A 19,346-nucleotide genomic window follows, 5' to 3' on the forward strand; every position below is an offset into this window, starting at 1 on the left:
CCCCCAGACGCCTTAAAGTGTCACACCTGTTTTAAAAATAGCCAACTCTCTAAAATTGTTTTTTTCATGATTTAACAGCTTTCCACTCGCAACATCAATCACCGTGGCAATGAACTTCTCTAGCACCACATCTTCTGGTACATCCTCAAGCAATTCCCCCGCATTAAAGTCGATCCAATGTTTTTTTGTTTCATATAAAGCCGTATTGGTCGATACCTTCATCGTTGGAACAAATGTGCCAAACGGTGTGCCTCTGCCTGTTGTAAAGAGGACGAGCTGACAGCCAGACGCTGCGAGAGCAGATGAAGCAACCAAATCATTCCCAGGCGCACTTAATAAATTCAATCCTTTTCGTTTTAGCAGCTCCCCGTATGTTAAAACATCCTTTATAACGGAAGTACCAGCTTTTTGTGTGCAACCGAGAGATTTATCTTCTAATGTCGAAATTCCTCCTGCTTTATTTCCCGGGGAAGGATTTTCATATACTGGCTGTCGATGATCCATAAAGTATTGTTTAAAGTCATTGATCATTTGCACAATATTGTCGAATGTCGCTTTTGATTCCGCTCTCTCCATTAAGATTGTTTCAGCCCCGAACATTTCTGGTACTTCTGTTAAGACGGTGGTTCCGCCTTGAGCCACAATGAAATCGGACAGTCTACCTAAAAGTGGATTTGCGGTAATGCCTGAAAACCCATCTGATCCTCCGCATTTCAAGCCAATTTTCAGCTCAGATAACGGAATGTCTTCACGCTGATCTTCTTTCGCTGCGTCATAAATTTCCTTGAGCAAAGCGACACCCGTCTCAATCTCATCCCCTACTTCTTGGCTTCTTAAAAATTTCACCCTCGCCTGGTCATACTCCCCTAATGTTGCCTGAAAATCCTCAATGTCATTGTTTTCACAGCCAAGACCTAGAACGAGAACCCCTCCAGCATTTGGGTGCTTTACGGCATTTTGAAGAATGGTTTTTGTGTTTTCATGATCATCCCCAAGCTGTGAGCACCCATAATTGTGCTTTAATACGAGAGCCGTTTCAAAAGGATGGATGTCTCCACCCATTTCAGCGGTAAATATTTGAATGATTTGATCAGCAATGCCATTGACACACCCGACTGTTGGGACAATCCAAAGCTCATTTCGTATACCACTTGCACCATTTTTTCGTTTATACCCTTTGAATGTCAGATTCGTTTTTTCATAGGGATTTGTTGTTAAAGAAGGGCGGTATTCGTAATCGAGCTTACCTGATAGATTCGTTTTGATATTGTGCGTATGCACCCATTCTCCAGCAGAAATCTTAGTGGCTGCATGACCAATGGGGTAGCCATATTTGATGATATTCTCTTTTTCTTTGATCTCAGCCAATGCAAATTTATGACCTTTAGCAACGGTTTCTTTTAAAATGATTGTATGACCTTGGTGCTGAAGCTCTTCGCCTTGCTCAAGCACTTTTAAAGCGATACCAACATTATCTGAAGGATGAATCACAACAAAGTCTCTCATGCCTTCTCCCCCTGACTTTCATATTGAAGAATTTGGTGAACAGCAGCTCTCATGCCATTTTCATGTATGAAGGTGAGCTGCTCGGCTACTGCATCCCTCAGCCCTGCTATCCTCGTCAAATCCATCCCCCATAAAACTTCGTTTGAAAGAAGTTGATCGACCATTAATTCATAGGAATGGTCCACTTCCTCCCATGCTTCCTTCATGAATGTCATCACAGACTCATCATCCTTTATCTGATCTGCATGGACTTGATAAAAATAAATCAAACTGCTCAGTGAGAACATAAGCTTCGTAGGCAACTGTTTTTTTAGCTCTATATAATCTAGAAGAGACGGGAGAATACGCGCCCGAAATTTAGATACACCATTTAAGGCAATATCGAGTAATTGATGTTTGACAAAAGGGTTGCAGAATCGATCCCACACGGATTGTGTATAAAGAAGAAGCTCTTCTTCAGGAAGTGGCAAACCTGGCAGCACTTCCTCCTCAAGCATGCGGCGAATGAACACACCAACATGCTCATCATCCACCGCTTTTTTGACAGTATCCAAGCCACATGAATATGCAATCGGCACCATCGCTGTATGCGCACCGTTTAAAATGCGAACCTTGCTCATACGATAGGGAGCGATATCTTCCACAAAAAGTACGTTTAACCCTGCTTCTTGAAAAGGAAGCTCTTTTTGAACAAACGCAGGTGCTTCAATGACAAACAGGTGATAATATTCTGCTGTGACAAGCAATTCATCGATATACCCCTCTTCTTTTTGAACAGTCTCCGCTGCTTCCTGAGAAAATCCTGGGACAATCCGATCAACTAACGTATTACAGAACGTGTTGGCTTCCTTGACCCAAGCCACAAAATCAGGCGGAAGATTCCACTCAGCTGCCATTGTGATCACATATTCTCTTAATCGATCACCGTTTTGTTCAATCAATTCACAAGGTAAAATGATCAAGCCCTTTTTCTCATCTCCAGAAAAAGCTTTAAAGCGGTGATACAATAAGGCTGTCAGCTTTCCTGGAAAACTTGCTTGCGGCCGATCTTCTAATCGGTCCTCTTTTCTTAACACAAGTCCTGCCTCTGTTGTATTAGAAAAGACAAAGCGCACATCAGGACTTTCCGCTACATGTAAAAAGGCTTCATAATCTGTATATGTGCTGATTCCCCTGCTGATGGATTGAATGACGATCCGTTCGTTCATTTCTTTTTGGTCATGAAACCCTTGAATACATAAAGTGTACAAACCATCTTGTTCATTTAGAGCGGTCACTGATCCTTTTCGAGGAGGAACAACCACTGCTCTTCCTTTAAAATCTGTACAGTCGTTTAGCTTCTGGATCTGCCAATTCATAAATCCTCGCATAAAGTTCCCTTCGCCAATTTGTAGAATGGTTTCAGGATATTCAGCCACTGGGTACACATCTTTGGATAATCGTCTCAAACGCTTTTCCTCCCCGCATTTTTTGCACACGTGAACATTTTCATTTAAAAGATGCTGATTACTGCACCTTTTTGACTGAATCTCTAATCATCAGCTCTGTGTGGACATACACTTTTTCCAGATGATCGTCTTCTTGCTTTTCACCGTTTATGACTGAAAGGATAGCTTCTGCTCCAAGCGCACACATTTTTTCAATTGGCTTTTTGACTGTTGTGAGGGCAGGCGTTGTATAAGATGAAAATGAAATATCATCAAAACCGATAATAGAGAGATCATCAGGACACCTTTTACCTTTTGCAAACAATGCATTCATCGCACCAATCGCCATGTCATCGTTTGAGCAAAAAAGGGCAGTTGGCGGATCATCAAGAGTGAGTAAGGCTTCCATTGATTCATAGCCGCTCTTCATATGATAGTCGCCTGTGATCATGTATTCTTTCTTCATGGGTACATGATGGTCAATGAGTGCTTGCAGAAAACCAGCTTTTCTTTCTTGTGTGGATTTAAATCCCTGTTTCCCTTCAATAATGGCAATTTGTTTATGCCCCTGCTGAATGAAATAGTGTGCAGCTTGGTATGCCCCTTCACCATCATCCGCTAATATATTCATCACTTGATTACTTTCTTCTACACGGCGATTCAGTACAATAATGGGAATGCCCTGCTTTTTCACATGATGGATAAACGCTTCATCATGCTCGCTTTGGCTCATGAGCAAAATACCATCATACCGCTGTTTATGAATGGTTGTGTAATCGTGAAAATCGTCAATTCCTCTTACAACCAAATGATAGTTTTCTGTTATCACACTGTTGACGCCTTTTAACGCATCAACAAAGAAACTTGAGGATGTGCCTTCTGTTAAACTCGTAAAAAACAGACCAATTGTAAATGATTTTTGCGAGACAAGGCCTCTGGCATGGACATTCGGTGAGTAATTCAGCTGTTTTGCAATCGACAAGATGTTTTGTTTTGTTTTCTCTTTAATAAAAGGACTGTTATTCAAAGCCCTTGATACTGTGGTATGAGAAACGTTTGCCAATTTTGCTATATCTTTGATTGTGACTGTCATGCTATTCCGCCTTTTATGATTTTTTATCATCTTATCATAAAAACGCTTTCATATTCTTGCTTTTTGTTCATATCATCTTGCTTTTATGCGGTAGCTCATTTGCCCGTTCAAATTGAAAATACTGCTTTGCATTTTCATAGCTGATTCCTTTTACCATTCCCCCTAGCAAATTGAGATCATTAGGCGCTTCTCCTTTTTCCACCCAATCTCCAATGATGTCACATAGCAGTCTACGGAAATATTCATGTCTTGTGTAAGACAGGAAGCTTCGTGAATCTGTCAGCATCCCAATAAATCGGCTGATCAGTCCGATACTGGAGAGTGCCATCATCTGCTCTGTCATTCCCTGCTTTGTATCATTAAACCACCAGGCTGTTCCATGCTGCATTTTCCCAGGAGTCTTTCCATCTTGAAAACTTCCAGCTATCGTTGAAATCACCACATTGTCCCTTGGATTCAAGGAATAGAGGATGGTTTTTGGCAATGCATGTGCTTGTTCTAACCGATCTAATACGCGGCAAAGAGGTTTTGCAATGTCTTCATCATTCATTGCATCATATCCGGTATCTGGTCCAAGCCGCTCAAACATTTTCGAATTGTTGTTTCTGAGCGCATTGATATGAAGCTGCATCGCCCATCCCCGCTGACCATATGCCTGACCTAGTTCAATGAATGTGTGCGTTTTAAATTGAACCTTCTCCTTTTCCGTCAATGGATGCCCTGACATCCTTTTATGAAAAATGATCGCAGCTTCTTCTTCCGTCGTGTCTTCGTACGTCATTTCATTGATGGCATGATCTGAAATCAAACAGCCCTGTTCATGAAAGAAATCGATTCGCATATGAAGTGCTTTTATGAAGTCTTGATAGGATTCGATCTGGATAGATGAAACCTCCGCCAGCTGATGAACATACTCGATAAACAAGTCATTTGTGATATCTAATGCCTTATCTGGCCGAAACCCTGGCAGTACTTGCACAGAAAAGCCTTCTTCCCGCAGTTGTTGGTGATAAATCAGCGAATCAACCGGATCGTCTGTCGTCACAACCGTTTCAACATTTGATTTCACAATGAAATCTCTCGCACCAAATCCGTCTCCTTGCAACTTTTCATTTACTTTTTTCCAGATGATGTCTGCGCTTTCTTCATTCAAAAGTTCTTCGACATCAAAATATCGTCTTAGCTCTAGATGGGTCCAGTGATAGAGAGGATTTCCAATCGTCATCGGAACAGTTTTCGCCCATGCTAAAAATTTCTCATAATCTGAGGCATCCCCTGTGATATGTGTTTCAGGTATCCCATTTGCTCTCATGGCTCGCCATTTGTAATGATCTCCGTAAAGCCATGCTTCGGTTATATTTTGGAACGTTTTATTTTCATAGATTTCTTTTGGACTTAAATGACAATGGTAATCAATAATCGGAAGGTTCTTTGCAAACTCATGGTATAGTTTTTCTGCCGTTTGACTGTTTAATAAAAACTGTTCATCTAAAAAGGCTTTCATCAAACTCCCCCATCTCTTATAATGATGAAAATCAATTTGTTCACGTTAACAATTTTATTGTAATCGTTTACAAAATCGATTTCAATCCTAAAACAAGAAAAAACGATTTCCTTTAGAAAAGAAAATCGTTTTTTGGCTATTTTACAGATGGTGTTTTCTTTAGGATAATCGCAATAGTTGTTCCTTGACCTAATTCACTTTCTACTTGAATATCGCCATCGTGCAGTAAGACAAGCTCTTTTGCAATCGCAAGTCCTAATCCTGTTCCATTTGTTGGATCATTCGTATTTGTCCCTCTATAGTAACGATTAAATAAATGATCCACCGTTTCTTGCGCCATTCCGCGTCCGTTATCTTTCATTTCGATCCGAACTTCATCATTTGTTTCAGATAGAACAGCTTGAATAAGAGTACCTTTCTGGTTATGCTTCACTGCGTTCGCCAGCAGGTTCTCAATGACTCGTCTAAACCAGGCTTTATCGATCTCAAACATGACACCCTCTGTTTGGTCTTCAAAGGATGACATATAATCTTCAGAAAGCGTGCTTCTTGAAAACTCGTCCATAATGGAGGCTAAAAATTCACCAAGCTCAACAGGTTTTCGATTAATAGGCAATGCACCATTTTTCAATCGATACGTGAGGTTTAAATCCTCAATCAAGGTCGACATGTATTCTGATTTCTCACGAATGACTTGTCCCATTTCCATGACTTCTTCCTTGGACCATTGGTATTGATCTGATTCTAGCATTAATCCATAGCCGTAAATCGTGCTAAGAGGCGTTTTTAGATCATGAGACAGCCCTGCGATCCATTCTTCCCTTGTGGTTTGAATTTTTCTTCGGTTTGCTTCATTCTCTTTTAACGTATTGGTGAGCTGATCCATTGTTTTGAGGATATCCTCAAACAGCCGGTACTCCCGCTTAATACGGCCCTTTTTATTTTTACTTACTGGAATACCTTTTCTATTTGTTGGCTCCTGCAATTTATTTCTTGATAAGAAAATCAGCCAGCGGATAATGTGATAGATCGGTAGCCCATAGCGATACGAGTACCATAATGTCATAACGATAATAATCGTAAGCGCAAGACCTGCAATCAAAAGCGTTGTATATTGGTTTAAAGCCTCTGTCTCTTTATCATAAAGCTCGTCTGGGCTGTATACTTTGTTTGGCACCGAAACAATCATATACAGATCTTTATTCACTCTGATATAAGACAGGTCACTTCTAAACTCCCAAGGCTTCGATTGATACTTGAGCAGTTCAACATCCGTTACGTTATTTTTCAAATTACTTTTGGCTCGGATACCTTTTAAGTATTTTCCTTCTTCATTAAACAGATGCACCGATCCATTCATTCTTTTCAAAAATTCTCTTGTTTCAACTGAATATTGAGACAATGCAGCCAGATTTTTCTCATGCTGCTTGAGATAATTGGCTACCTTTGTGCTGTTCGTTTTAAATCCATATAAGACGATAAAGCTTTCTTGATCAATCTCAATTGGCCAAAAGTACATCTTGTAATCTTTAAATTGCCTTTTTTCAAAGATCTTGATCATTTCATCCTTTTGATAGGATGTTGGAATGTTTTTAGGGAGTTGATAGCTATAGACGTTGTGTTTTTTGGAATCAATCACTTGCAGCCAGCCATCACGTTTTTTCACTGCTTGTTTGAGCTGATCATCGGCTTCCATTTTTCCATCCTCGTTAAAATAAAGCCAGCTCATGAGTGTATCTCCATCTGCCTTCGTTAAACCAGTTTCAGTCATATTCTCATAGCGTTTTTGAAAATAAAGATTTTCAGAGAATGTTTGTCCGATCGTCAGAATAACGATGACAATAAACATTTGTCCGACAAAGTGAAAGAAAAGTTTTGTTCGTAAATTCATAAACTATTGAAGAACCTTCACAGGCTGTGGAACGAACTTATAGCCCATACCACGGATCGTCACAATATATTCAGGCTGACTTGGATCTAACTCTATTTTTTCTCTCAGCTTTCGGATATGAACCATGACGGTGTTGTTGTCACCATATGACGGAACACCCCATACTTTCTCATAGATTTGATCTTTTGAAAGTACCACATTCGGATGGTCACAAAAATACTTCAGCAAGGACAAAAGCTGCGCTGAGCAAGCCGTCACCTTTCCCCTTACTTTCAATTCGGCTGCATGAGGATGGTACGAGAAATGAGCATATTCATATTGACTGTGCGCTTCTTCCTGCTCCTCCTGTAAGGAGATATAAGTTCGGTTTAAGTGCGCCTTAATTCTAGCTACTAGCTCTAACGGATTAAATGGCTTTGTGATGTAATCGTCTGCACCTTGTGCAAATCCAGTCAATTTGTCTACATCAGACGTTCTTGCTGTTAAATAGAAAATCGGTGCCTTCGTCATTTTCCTGATGTCAGGCAGAACATCAAAGCCAGACTTACCGGGCATCATCACATCTAGAAGTAAGAGGTGGATGTCCTCGTTTTTGACAATATCTAATGCTTCATCTGCATGATAGGCTTTATAAATATGTTGAAACCCTTCTTTTTTTAATACGCGTTCAACCATTTTTACAATTGCTTCTTCGTCATCTGCAATCAATATTTTTGCTGTTTCCACGCATCTCTTTCCTTTCTAGCTATGATCTCTAACCGTATATTACCATTGTCCAAAGTAAAAAAGTACCTCTTTTCTACATAAAAGCGAAAAAAGATCGACTGGAGAAAATGGCATAACAAGGTAATATCAAAAAATGCAAAAAAAAACCCGGTCATACATACCGAGTTTTTTGTCCATCTATTATCCGTTCACAGCTTCAAGCTTTCTTTCATGATTCATTAAGTCATATGTTAAACAGATCGGCTTATTCGTTCTCGGATCAAGAACAATTTCTGCATCGATGTGGAACACCTGACTGAGCACCTCTTTTGTCATGACCTCATGAGGCGTACCATCTTTAATAACTTTCCCTTGATTGAGGGCAATCATGTAATGTGAAAAGCGTGCAGCATGATTCAGGTCATGAATCACCATCAGCACCGTTCTGCCCTGCTCTCTGTTTAAGCGTTCTAATAGCTGAAGGATCTCCAGCTGATGAGCAAGATCTAAATACGTCGTTGGTTCGTCTAATAAAAGCAGCTCTGTTTCCTGAGCGAGTGCCATCGCAATCCATACCCGCTGACGCTGTCCACCGGAGAGTGCTTCAATTGGCCGGTCATGAAATGCAATCATTCCCGTCTCCTCAAGTGCCCATCTGATGATTCGTTTGTCCTCATTTGATAAACGGCCAAATCCATTTTGATGTGGGAAACGTCCATATGACACAAGCTCATAAACGGTCAGACCACTTGGGGCTTCAGGCGTCTGCGGTAAGATAGCCATTTGTTTTGAAATTTCTTTTGTTGGTGTTTGATGGATAGCCTGGCCATTTAAATAAACAGCACCTTGATGGGACTTCATAATACGAGACATTGTTTTTAAAATCGTTGACTTCCCGCACCCATTCGGCCCAATTAATGTGGTCACCTTGCCTTTTGGGATGCTGATATTTAAATCGTCTACAATCAAACGGTCATGATAGCCAATACAAAGCTTTTCTGTTTCAAGTGATTTCATCTGTTGTACTCTCCTTCCTCATTAGTTCGTTTTCATCAATAAGTAAATGAAGTAAGGTGCGCCTAAAGCAGAAACGACAAGTCCAACGGGCACCTCTGATGGAGCAAGTATGACACGCCCAAGTGTATCTGCAAGTAATAACAGCAGTGCACCAATCATAGCGGACGCCGGTATCATTCCTTGATGTTTCGGTCCAACTAGCTTTCTTGCGAGGTGTGGTGCCGCTAACCCTAGGAACGATATACTCCCTGCAACAGCGACACTTGCACCGGCTAATGCAACTGCAATCAGCATGAGAAAACTTCTTTCTTTATGAACTGAAATCCCTAAACCATAAGATATCTGGTCACCCAAATTCATGATATTTAAGTAGCGTGCCCTCACCATCGCTAATACAAGAAAAATCAGCATCCATGGCACGACTGATAAGACATATGTCCAGCTTGAGCCCCAAATACTTCCTGACAGCCACACAATGGCTTGGTTAAAATCATTTGGGCTCATCTTTAATTGAATGACCACAATCGCTGCCGAAAATGCAGCATTGATCCCAATACCAGTTAAAATCAATCGAACAGGCGTAATGCCCTTTTTCCACGCTAGCACATAAATGAGAAATGCAGCAAAGGCTGCACCTGCGAAAGCGAAAAGCGGCAGTACAAATATCGTAAAATCACCTAAGTTCGACATCGAGCCCTGAAAGGCAAAGATAAACAAAACAACCGCAAAACCTGCACCCGCATTTACACCTAGAATGCCGGGATCAGCTAAACCATTTTGAGAAACACCTTGCCAAATGGCACCTGATACAGCGATAGAAGCGCCAACAAGTAAAGCGATGACCATCCTTGGAAGTCTGAACTCGAATAATACAAGCTCATCCATTTCACTTCCGAGTCCAAAAAATGTTTTGAATGTATCCATCGGAGAAATCCTTATCTCTCCGGTATTTAAACTAATCAGGAACACAGCCACGATGGCTAAAAAGATCATGACCATCGTTCGTTTGTATTTCTTTTTCTTTGCCTGCTGCACCATTTCCATTTAAATTCCGCTCCTTTCACGTCTCGCTAAATATAAGAAGAAAGGAACGCCTATAATGGCTGTAATGGCACCAACTGGCGTTTCAAACGGCGCATTGACAAGCCTTGCCGCAATGTCTGCATAAATGAGCAAAATAGCCCCTAAAATAGCTGAGCAAGGTATAATCCAGCGATAGTCAACGCCGACCAAGAAACGCGTAACATGAGGAATCACAAGCCCGATAAAGCCAATAGAACCTGCAACTGACACGGCTGCACCTGTTAAAAGGATCACGACCAATATGCCAAGTACCTTGACTGTTCGTGTATATTGTCCAAGCCCTTTTGCTAATTCATCGCCCAAGCTTAAAACCGTGATGGAGCGGGCAAGAATCATAGCGATGATCAGTCCTACAACCGCAACTGGAATGATGATCTTAATATTGCTCCAATTCACACCAGCCACACCGCCTGCGTACCAAAAACTCATATCTTGCGCGACGTCAAATCGAATGGCAATCGCTGAGGAAATTGAGCTTAAAAGTGCGCCAACAGCCGTACCGGCTAATGCGAGCTTCACAGGAGTAAGCCCCCCTTTTGAAAGGGTTCCAACCCCAAATACAATAGAGGCGCCAAGTGCTGCACCCAAAAATGACCAAAGAATTAATGTAAAAGAAGATTGGCCTGGGAAAAAAGCAAACGCAATGGCAATCGCAAATGCAGAGCCATTTGTCACACCCATGATTTCAGGAGACGCAAGCGCATTTCTTGTCATGCCTTGCATGATGGCACCCGATACTGCTAAAAAGGCACCGACAAGTGCGGCACCAACTGTACGCGGCAGCCTCAGTTCCCTAATGATTTGATGTGAGGTTTGTTGTGAGTCAAAATGAAAGACGGCTTCCCATACCGTGTGTAAATGAATATTTGCCGCTCCTAGCGATACTGATAAAAAAAGACCGAATGCTAAAGCAATGATTCCTATGATGACAACAGCTGCTGTACCAAAAGGCTTTGTCACAATATCTATCGCATCATCTTTAGCTGACAGCTGTTTATTCGATTGTGAGCCCAAAACCAGTCTCTTCCTTTCCGTTCATATCTATTCGTTATTAGTGATAATGATTATCAATCTCGGAGTCTAGTATATCACTTTCTTCACGTTTTGAAATCCTTGTTCTGATAAATTTCTTTATTTTCATCAAAAAACCGGGAGAATTTCACCATTTTCATTTTGGTCATAAAATAGCCGATGCATTTTTTCTTCTATCATGTTAAGATATAATCGCGAATGAGAATCATTATCATAAACAATTGAATAGGAGCGAACTTTTGTGAAAAAACGAACTGGACTTCTTTTGATTTCCTTCATGACCCTTATGATTTTTACTGCTGCTTGCGGCAGCACTTCCAATAAAGAATCGGGAGCCAAAAAAAATGACACGATCACCTATCGAGATGTAAAGGGTGAAGTGAAACTGCCTCAAAACCCACAACGAATTGTGCTTCTGGCGGAAAGCTATTACGGGGATCTCGTCACACTCGGCAAAACCCCAATTGCTGCCACTGCGCCCATCTTTAAAAACCCTTTCTATAAAGGGAAAACAGATGGAGTGAAAAATCTCGGAAAATCTCCCTCTGTTGAGAAAGTAGCCTCTTTGAAGCCAGATATGATCATTGCTTGGGGAGAAGATGAGAAATTTGATCAATACAAAAAAATTGCACCTACAGTTGCCATTCAATACAATCAATATTCGTTTAAAGACCAGCTAAAAGAATTCGGTAAAATGACAGGCACATCAAAAAAAGCAACGGATTGGATCACAAAATGGGATGCCAAAATTGCTGAAGTGAAACCAAAAGTAACAAAAGCTGTAGGAAACAAAACCGTTTCGATCGTATCACCATTCGATAAGGGCATTTACATTTTCGGTAACACTTTTGCACGCGGTGGTGAAATCATTTATGACGAGCTGAAATTAAAAGCTCCGAAGGCCGTCCAAAAAGAAGCCATCGACAGTGGTGTCGGTTATGCAAACATTTCTCTTGAAAAGCTTCCAGAATTTGCAGGTGATTATATTTTCACCAGCCCATGGAGTGGATCAAAAAGTAATGGCGATCAAGTGTATAAAAGCAGCATCTGGGCATCACTTCCTGCTGTCCAAAACAAACGCGTATTTGAAACAGATACAGTCGGTTACTTCTTTAATGACCCTGTGTCACTAGAAGGTCAGCTCGAATTTATTGTGGATCAATTAACATCTGCCTCATAAAAAAATACGTTTCTCCAATGCTGGAGAAACGTATTTTTTAAACTGTACCTTTGGCAAATTTTTTGGACATGAATGGGTAGAGTAAAATGCCAACTAAGAACAATCCAATACCAAGACCAAATGTTTTGAAATCAGCTGTGCCTGAAATAATGACCCAAGCGGAATACCCCATGGCCACAAGCGCAATGATCCCGTCTCTTGTCCGGTTTCCTTTTTGGAGCTCATATGTGTCACCTTGCATGATGACCTTAAAGCTGTAGATCGACGACACGATATACGGAATGAGATACGCAAGTGTCGCTGATGTTGTTAAGAAAGTAAAGGCTTCATTAATCGTACGTGACATGACTGAGAAAATAAACAGCTGAGACATGATATTTGTGACAGTCAAAGCAAAAACAGGGCTCCCCTTTTTGTTTGTTTTCGCAAACACTGCTGGGAAATCGCCAGCTTTTGCTGCTTGATAAGGGACTTCAGAACCAAGCAAAATCCAGCCAAGCATCGAACCAAATAAACAAATGATCGCAAGAAGTGCCATGACAATGCCGCCAGCCGGTCCGATAATCAGCTGAAGCACGTCTACGAATGGTTTATCAGAACCTTGCAATTGATCATGCGGCAGAACGCCCATTGTAATCAAGGTAATAATCATATAAATAGACAGTGCAATTAAAAGTCCTGTAATCGTCGCACGTTTGACATCACGCTGCGAGGAAGCTCTTCCTGATAAAATGACAGCAGATTCGATGCCGATAAATGCCCATAGTGTGGAAATGGCCGCATGATGAATTTGGCCTCCAAGTCCGAGCACTCCTTCACCACTTGCTGCTTCAACAGGGAAGTAATAATGTTCAAATAATGCTGTTTGGAATGCAAATAAGCCTGCGACAATAAAAAGGACGAATCCAAGCACCTTTGAAAAGGTCGTAATAAAGTTCAGCTTACTTGCTGCGCTTAAGCTTGTAATTAAAATCGTATGAGTCCCCCATAGAAGGATTGTACATACGATAAACGTTGTGAGCTGACCAAGTGTGATCGCTTCTTTTCCAAAAGTAAAGATCTCCGTTTTCACGGTTAAAATTGGGAAAAAGGTTGTTAAATAACCGGCTAGGCTTGTGATAATGGCGACATTACTAATCCAGCTTGCCACCCAATATCCCCAAACCATTGTAAAACCGGCTGCTTTTCCTTTTTTCGGATCTTTAAAAAGCGCTCTTGCATAGCTTTGTGGTCCAGCTGTTAGCTGCGGTTTATGAATGGACAAATGTCCAAACACAAAGGCAATCATCAGTACGCCACCACCTGTGACAAGCCATGCCATCGTCACACCTAAAGGACTTGCATGCTGGGCAAGTGTACTAGGCAGCATAAAGATACCTGAACCTACCATATTTCCGACGACAAAAGCCGTCAATAACCAAAAACCCCATTTTTTTGTCTGTTCCATTTTCGTACCTCCGTTATATTCACTTTGGACCAGACCCGGCAGTATCTTCATTGATATATTTGTGAAGCAATGACTTGCATTCTTTATGTTCATGTTGGGTCACTTTCTTACCAGCATACCCTTTTCTTAGGCAATCAGAACATAAAAAAAAGCCTGAACAAAAGTCCATGCTTTTCAAAACATACACCTTGATCTCCGGATAGCCCTCCACGCTTCAAAGACGTGGCAGTCCTGCATTTGTTCAATGCAGACCCAGCATAAAGAAAGTTGGAGCTCTCTCTACACTTCGGCGCTGATGCCTTTTTTCTCATGATCAACGATTCCATCTCTCCCATGAGTGACTCATCATCCGCGCAACCTCTACCTCACTGAGACATAGCGTGAGGATTTCTATTCATTTTTACTACACGAAGGTTATCAAACATTCTCATATCTGTCAAAGGGAAAAACATAGAAAAAAGGCAGAGAAATGATTCTCCGCCTTTCTGTCAGCTTATTGATGGTTGTTTTTCTTCTTTTGGACAGCTTCCTGAAGCGGATCGCCTGCTAGTTCTTTACTTGCTTCTTCTAACAGCTGATCTACCTGCTGATGGTCTTTCTCGCTTTTCGCCTTTTTATCCTTTTGGAAAAATGACATCGCTATTTCCCCCCTTTTCTTAAAATGCCTTTGCCTGTTTAATTTGTGCTACAGCGCTCAGCATTATACAAAGAGGAGCGGTTCATTCATCGTGAAAGGTCTGTCTCATTTTTTGTAAATATGTTAGAAAGGTTTTTAAGTCTTCCTCTGTGAAGTCTGACATCATATGCTGAATTACCTTTCCAAAAAGACGTGTATGCTTTTCGTAAATAGCCAGCCCTTTTTCCGTGGCTTCTAGCCGGACCAGGGAATGATCGTCCTTGTCCCTTTCTCTCTGAATGTAGCCTTGCTCACATAATTTATTGAGGGCAATAGAAGCGGCACCTGGGTTGAGAGAGAGTCTTTGTTTGAGCTCTTCAGCATATGATACTTTTCCTTGTATCAATATAGAAAGAGCATATATCTGTGGAGGCGTGATGTCTTTTTCTAACTCAAGTAACTTGCGGTTTAATTTACGGCTGACTTCATAATGTACAAGAACAATTTCTTTTAAAATGTCTGCATTACTCATCCGAATCGCATCCTTATCGTTAGTGTCAACATGACTTCCTTCTTATTATAGAATGTTTTTCCAAACAGCCAACTATTTTATCCCATTTTTCTTTAGAAATAAGCCTTGCTGAATGGATTCACCCTTGATATAGTGAGTACTTGAACAAAAAACAGAACAGGAGTACGCATCATGACAGGAAAAACACATATTATGGGCGGAATTGCCGCCTCCACAGCCGTCGCCTATTATTACGGATTCGAACCAGTGACGATGGCTGCTGCAGGATCAGTAGGTGCCCTCATCCCAGATCTATGTCATACAAAAAGCAAAATCGGCAGGAAATTCCCGCTCCTTTCCACACTGATCAGTAGTGTGTTCGGGCACCGCACCTTTACACATAGTTTATTATTTCTGCTGATCATTTATTTTATTGCGACAACATACATTCCAAATGACAGCCTCAGTACCGGGTTACTAGTTGGGATGGCAAGCCACCTCATCCTTGATGCAGGCACAGTGAACGGTATTAAATTTTTGTTCCCCGCGACCATAAAAGTACGTCTCCCCTTTTATGTCAAAACAGGCAGCACAGGAGAACAAGTCGTACTAGCTGCTCTGACCATTGTCACCTGCTATTACATGGCTGTCATTTGCGGAATATCCATCCCATTGCCGTTTTAGAAAAAGAAAAAAGAGTTTTGCAAAAAAGCAGGATATGAATTGATCATTCCTCATTTTTTTAGTAGTTTTAAGATAAGTGTTTTTGCCTTGCAGCTGAATACAGAATGGTGAGGAGCTACATAAATGAAAGCGTTTTTCAAAAATCACTGGTTTTTAGTGTACTCCATCCTCTTTATGTGGATGAAAACATACATCATTTATCAATTCGGATTTCATATACGAACGGCCAATCTGTTTCACGAGTGGCTGCTTTTGATCAATCCACTTAGCTTTTTGCTCCCTTTGTTTGGGATTGCTCTTTTCTTAAATGAAACGAAACAAAAGGTCTTTTTATTGACCACAAATTTTATTTTGACAGCCATTTTGATATCGAATACGATCTTTTACGGTTTTTATATTGATTTCATTACCATTCCTGTCTTATTTCAAGCAAAGAACATGGGAGATATGGGCAGCAGTATGACTGAATTGTTTCATCCGCTATTTATACTCATGCTGATTGATTTTGTGGTGCTGGCATGGCTCTTAAAACGGAAACCGTTATCACCAAAAGCGTCTTTTAAGACGATCAAAACATACTATGTGGTTTGCTGCAGTTTTCTATTGTTCCATGTCAGCTCAGCCATGATGGATCACCCTCGATTTTTGACAAGCTCATATGATCGAGAAGTCATTGTACGCAACCTTGGGCTGTTTCAATTCCATTTGTATGACGGTGCCGCTCAAACAGCACGTATTGGACAAAAAGCCTTTGCTGACGAAGATACACTTTCAACAGTGGCAAACTACACAAAAGCTGATTACAGTGCACCGAATGAAGACTATTTTGGACTTGCTAAAGGCAAAAATGTCGTGTTCATTTCACTTGAATCAACACAGCAATTTGTCATGAATCAAAAGGTGAATGGACAATACATCACCCCATTTTTAAATCAACTTGCCAAAAAAAGCTTCTATTTCGATGAATTTTATCAGCAGACAGAGCAAGGCAAAACGTCGGACTCAGAGTTTATCGTCGCAAACTCCCTCTATCCATCTAGCAGTGGCGCTGTCTTTTTCACAGCGAGTGACAACGAATATGACACACTGTACAAGCAATTGAAAAAAGAGAATTATCAATCCGTCCAATTTCATGCGAATAATAAAACGTTCTGGAATCGTGATGTGATGTATGAATCTCTTGGGATTGACCGCTTTTATGATGTCGATTCATTTGATGTCAATGAACAGAATTCGACTGGCTGGGGCTTAAAAGATATCGACTTTTTTGACCAATCCATTGATTATTTAAAAAAGCTGAAGGCGCCTTATTACAGCACGTTTATTACCTTAACCAATCACTTCCCATTTGAAATTGATCCAAAGGATCAGTTCATTGATGAATATGATTCGACTAGCACCATTTTAAACCGCTATGTGACCACCGTCCGCTATCAAGATGAAGCCATCAAAAGGTTCTTTGAACGAATGAAAGAAGAAGGACTATATGAAAATACAATGTTTGTCCTGATGGGAGACCACTATGGCATTTCAGAAGCACATCATGAGGCAATGGCAGAGCTGCTGAAGCAGGATGAAATCACACCGTTTGATGCGGTTAAACTGCAGCGGGTCCCTTTTTTGATTTACATTCCTGGGGTGACAGACGAGGCCCCTCAAACCATTTCTGAAACAGCCGGTCAAATGGATGTCAAACCGACACTTCTTCATTTACTCGGCATTGAATCAAAAGATGCCATTCAATTTGGAAATGACCTTTTCTCCAATGAGCGTACACCGTTCGCTGTGCTGAGAAATGGAAACTTTATTACAGATGATTATCTTTATACAAAGAACACGTGCTATGATCAAAAAACAAAACAACCTGTTGAAGAAGATGAAGTATGCCAGCCTTATATAGAAAAAGCCAATAAAGAGCTGTCTCTATCAGATAAAGTGATCAACGGGAACTTACTACGTTTTTATCAGCATTAAAAGCTGCCCTCTGGCGGCTTTTTCTTTTCTCTTTTCCTGAAAACCTATGAATGGTCAAATAAGTTTGATTATAATAAAGGATACACATGATGTTGAATGATAAAGAGGTGTGATCATGAAATATTTATTCTTAACCTACGTCACCATCTGTTTGCTCCTGACTGGGTGTCAAACGGAGTCGACGTCATCAGATCAAAGCAAAAAGACAGAACTTGTGATTTCAGCGGCGGCAAGCCTGCAGGATGCTTTGAAAGAGATTGAATCTGCCTATGAAGATGATCATCCAAACGTGAAACTAACGAATAATTTCGGGTCATCAGGTGCATTGAAGCAGCAAATCGCTCAAGGAGCAAAAGCGGATCTCTTCTTCTCAGCAGCTGAAGAGCCTTTTGATAACCTTGTTCAATCTGGCGACATCGATCAGGATCATACAAAGGATGCCATACAAAATGAGCTTGTTCTCATCGTGCCAAAAGAAGGTTCCTCTTCTATCAAAACCTTCCGCGATGTTCAGCACATAAAAGGAAAGATAGCGCTTGGCACACCTGAATCTGTTCCTGCTGGTACATATGCAAAAGAGATTTTTACAAAACTGAATATATGGGACCAAGTGAAACAGAACGCTGTCTATGGCAAGGATGTTCGTCAAGTATTAAACTATGTCGAAACAGGAAATGTGGAAGCTGGTGTCGTGTATAAGACGGACGCGCTCGTTTCTCGCAAAGTAAAGATAGTAGATGAGGCAAATCAGGACATGCATTCCCCCATCATTTATCCAGTTGGCATTGTCAAACAGACCGAACATATGAAGGAAGCGAAAGCATTTTTTCAATATCTCCAATCAGATCCAGCCGCAGCGATTTTTAAAAAGTACGGCTTTCAAGTGAAATAATGCCGATGCTGACCGAAGATTTTCTTTCACCTATCTGGCTGTCCGTACAAGTGGCTGCTTTCAGCGGGTTATTGGCTGTCGTTTTAGGAACGTCCATTGGTTTTTGGATGGCGCGTACATCTTTCAAAGGAAAAATGATCGTGGAAACGCTCCTCATGATGCCGCTTGTCCTGCCGCCAACGGTCGTAGGATTTCTGCTGCTCGTCGTGTTCGGAAAGCACAGTGTGATTGGACAAGCCATTGAATGGATCTTCCATCAGCCTGTCATCTTCACTTATTGGGCAGCGGTCATTGCATCGACGGTTGTCGCATTCCCACTCATGTATCAATCAGCAAAAGCTGGTTTTTCTACGATTGAGTCAGACATTGAAGGTGCTGCAAAAGTTGATGGTGCGCATTCTTTCCAGGTCTTTGCCTATATTACCGTCCCACTCGCACTGCCATCTCTTCTCTCTGGTGCGGTTCTAAGTTTTGCAAGGGCCTTAGGAGAATTTGGAGCGACTTTAATGTTCGCCGGCAACATTCCTGGGAAAACGCAAACCCTCCCAACAGCCATCTATGTGGCGATTGATTCTGGACGAATGGAACTTGCGTGGGCTTGGACCATTTGTATTGTGATCTTGTCTTTTCTCATGCTGTTGGCTGTGCGCCGAAGCAGGAATTAAAAAATCCCCTTTCTCTTTTTGAGAAAGGGGATTCAGATTGTTGACAAAGGGCTAAAATGAACTTAATTTTAGCCCTTTGTCTTTTTTCAGCGTGATAGAAAACCTTTGCTAGTCTAGGA

The 19,346-nt window shown here is 41.1% G+C and carries 17 protein-coding genes and 1 riboswitch; of the genes, 5 read left to right on the plus strand and 12 right to left on the minus strand.

Translation table 11 applies throughout. The annotated features are described in order from the left end of the window. Positions 1 to 12 precede the first annotated feature (12 nt). The 9 genes from NST15_RS15475 to NST15_RS15515 form a co-directional block, all read right to left on the minus strand. Positions 13 to 1,506: an altronate dehydratase family protein gene (locus NST15_RS15475; RefSeq protein ID WP_065461057.1), complete on the minus strand. Its 1,494-nt coding sequence runs from the start codon at positions 1,504 to 1,506 to the stop codon at positions 13 to 15. Beyond that, positions 1,503 to 2,954 carry a tagaturonate reductase gene (locus NST15_RS15480; RefSeq protein ID WP_342498640.1) on the minus strand — a complete coding sequence of 484 codons (1,452 nt, stop codon included), beginning with the start codon at positions 2,952 to 2,954 and terminating at the stop codon, positions 1,503 to 1,505. Before NST15_RS15480 ends, NST15_RS15475 begins: the two co-directional genes overlap by 4 nt. 58 nt (positions 2,955 to 3,012) lie before the next feature. Further along, the gene (locus NST15_RS15485; RefSeq protein ID WP_336619515.1) at positions 3,013 to 4,026 is read right to left on the minus strand and encodes a LacI family DNA-binding transcriptional regulator; all 1,014 of its coding nucleotides are present in this window, start codon (positions 4,024 to 4,026) and stop codon (positions 3,013 to 3,015) included. Between the two features lie 67 nt (positions 4,027 to 4,093). Next, complete coding sequence (uxaC, locus tag NST15_RS15490; protein WP_243824516.1) at positions 4,094 to 5,530, minus strand: glucuronate isomerase; 1,437 nt, start codon at positions 5,528 to 5,530, stop codon at positions 4,094 to 4,096. A gap of 136 nt (positions 5,531 to 5,666) precedes the next feature. Further along, positions 5,667 to 7,421 (minus strand): HAMP domain-containing sensor histidine kinase, encoded by a 1,755-nt coding sequence (locus NST15_RS15495; RefSeq protein ID WP_113746993.1) that lies wholly within the window; start codon positions 7,419 to 7,421, stop codon positions 5,667 to 5,669. 3 nt (positions 7,422 to 7,424) lie between these two features. Next, positions 7,425 to 8,147: a response regulator transcription factor gene (locus NST15_RS15500; protein ID WP_057079089.1), complete on the minus strand. Its 723-nt coding sequence runs from the start codon at positions 8,145 to 8,147 to the stop codon at positions 7,425 to 7,427. Positions 8,148 to 8,327: 180 nt separating this feature from the next. Continuing rightward, positions 8,328 to 9,143, minus strand: a complete 816-nt coding sequence (locus tag NST15_RS15505) for an ABC transporter ATP-binding protein (protein ID WP_017368048.1) — start codon at positions 9,141 to 9,143, stop codon at positions 8,328 to 8,330. Positions 9,144 to 9,164: 21 nt separating this feature from the next. Beyond that, positions 9,165 to 10,187, minus strand: coding sequence for an iron ABC transporter permease (locus NST15_RS15510; RefSeq protein WP_007500263.1), 1,023 nt, complete (start codon positions 10,185 to 10,187; stop codon positions 9,165 to 9,167). Continuing rightward, positions 10,188 to 11,240, minus strand: a complete 1,053-nt coding sequence (locus tag NST15_RS15515) for an iron ABC transporter permease (protein WP_144626112.1) — start codon at positions 11,238 to 11,240, stop codon at positions 10,188 to 10,190. It lies immediately after the preceding gene. 259 nt (positions 11,241 to 11,499) lie between these two features. Between NST15_RS15515 and NST15_RS15520 the strand changes: the two genes are divergently transcribed. Further along, complete coding sequence (locus tag NST15_RS15520) at positions 11,500 to 12,438, plus strand: ABC transporter substrate-binding protein (protein ID WP_317328004.1); 939 nt, start codon at positions 11,500 to 11,502, stop codon at positions 12,436 to 12,438. A gap of 37 nt (positions 12,439 to 12,475) precedes the next feature. Here NST15_RS15520 and NST15_RS15525 read toward each other — a convergent pair whose 3' ends face one another. The 3 genes from NST15_RS15525 to NST15_RS15535 form a co-directional block, all read right to left on the minus strand. Next, positions 12,476 to 13,885 carry an amino acid permease gene (locus NST15_RS15525; protein WP_024719806.1) on the minus strand — a complete coding sequence of 470 codons (1,410 nt, stop codon included), beginning with the start codon at positions 13,883 to 13,885 and terminating at the stop codon, positions 12,476 to 12,478. A 192-nt stretch (positions 13,886 to 14,077) separates the two neighbouring features. Continuing rightward, positions 14,078 to 14,256, minus strand: a riboswitch (Lysine riboswitch). Between the two features lie 122 nt (positions 14,257 to 14,378). Next, positions 14,379 to 14,522 carry a small acid-soluble spore protein SspJ gene (gene sspJ / locus NST15_RS15530; RefSeq protein ID WP_008347117.1) on the minus strand — a complete coding sequence of 48 codons (144 nt, stop codon included), beginning with the start codon at positions 14,520 to 14,522 and terminating at the stop codon, positions 14,379 to 14,381. A gap of 82 nt (positions 14,523 to 14,604) precedes the next feature. Then, complete coding sequence (locus NST15_RS15535) at positions 14,605 to 15,033, minus strand: MarR family transcriptional regulator (RefSeq protein WP_144626113.1); 429 nt, start codon at positions 15,031 to 15,033, stop codon at positions 14,605 to 14,607. A gap of 171 nt (positions 15,034 to 15,204) precedes the next feature. Here NST15_RS15535 and NST15_RS15540 point away from each other — a divergent pair, with 171 nt between their 5' ends. The 4 genes from NST15_RS15540 (at position 15,205) to modB (ending at position 19,227) form a co-directional block, all read left to right on the plus strand. Next, entirely contained in the window at positions 15,205 to 15,696 is a 492-nt protein-coding gene (locus tag NST15_RS15540; RefSeq protein ID WP_007500253.1) for a metal-dependent hydrolase, read from the plus strand. 123 nt (positions 15,697 to 15,819) lie between these two features. After that, complete coding sequence (locus NST15_RS15545) at positions 15,820 to 17,670, plus strand: LTA synthase family protein (protein ID WP_025207970.1); 1,851 nt, start codon at positions 15,820 to 15,822, stop codon at positions 17,668 to 17,670. 115 nt (positions 17,671 to 17,785) lie between these two features. Beyond that, positions 17,786 to 18,562 carry a molybdate ABC transporter substrate-binding protein gene (gene modA, locus NST15_RS15550; protein WP_025207971.1) on the plus strand — a complete coding sequence of 259 codons (777 nt, stop codon included), beginning with the start codon at positions 17,786 to 17,788 and terminating at the stop codon, positions 18,560 to 18,562. Next, the gene (gene modB / locus NST15_RS15555) at positions 18,562 to 19,227 is read left to right on the plus strand and encodes a molybdate ABC transporter permease subunit (protein WP_058213607.1); all 666 of its coding nucleotides are present in this window, start codon (positions 18,562 to 18,564) and stop codon (positions 19,225 to 19,227) included. Before modA ends, modB begins: the two co-directional genes overlap by 1 nt. Positions 19,228 to 19,346 lie beyond the last annotated feature (119 nt).

It is taken from the genome of Bacillus sp. FSL R5-0820 (assembly GCF_038593385.1).
In the GTDB taxonomy this organism is placed as follows: domain Bacteria; phylum Bacillota; class Bacilli; order Bacillales; family Bacillaceae; genus Bacillus; species Bacillus altitudinis.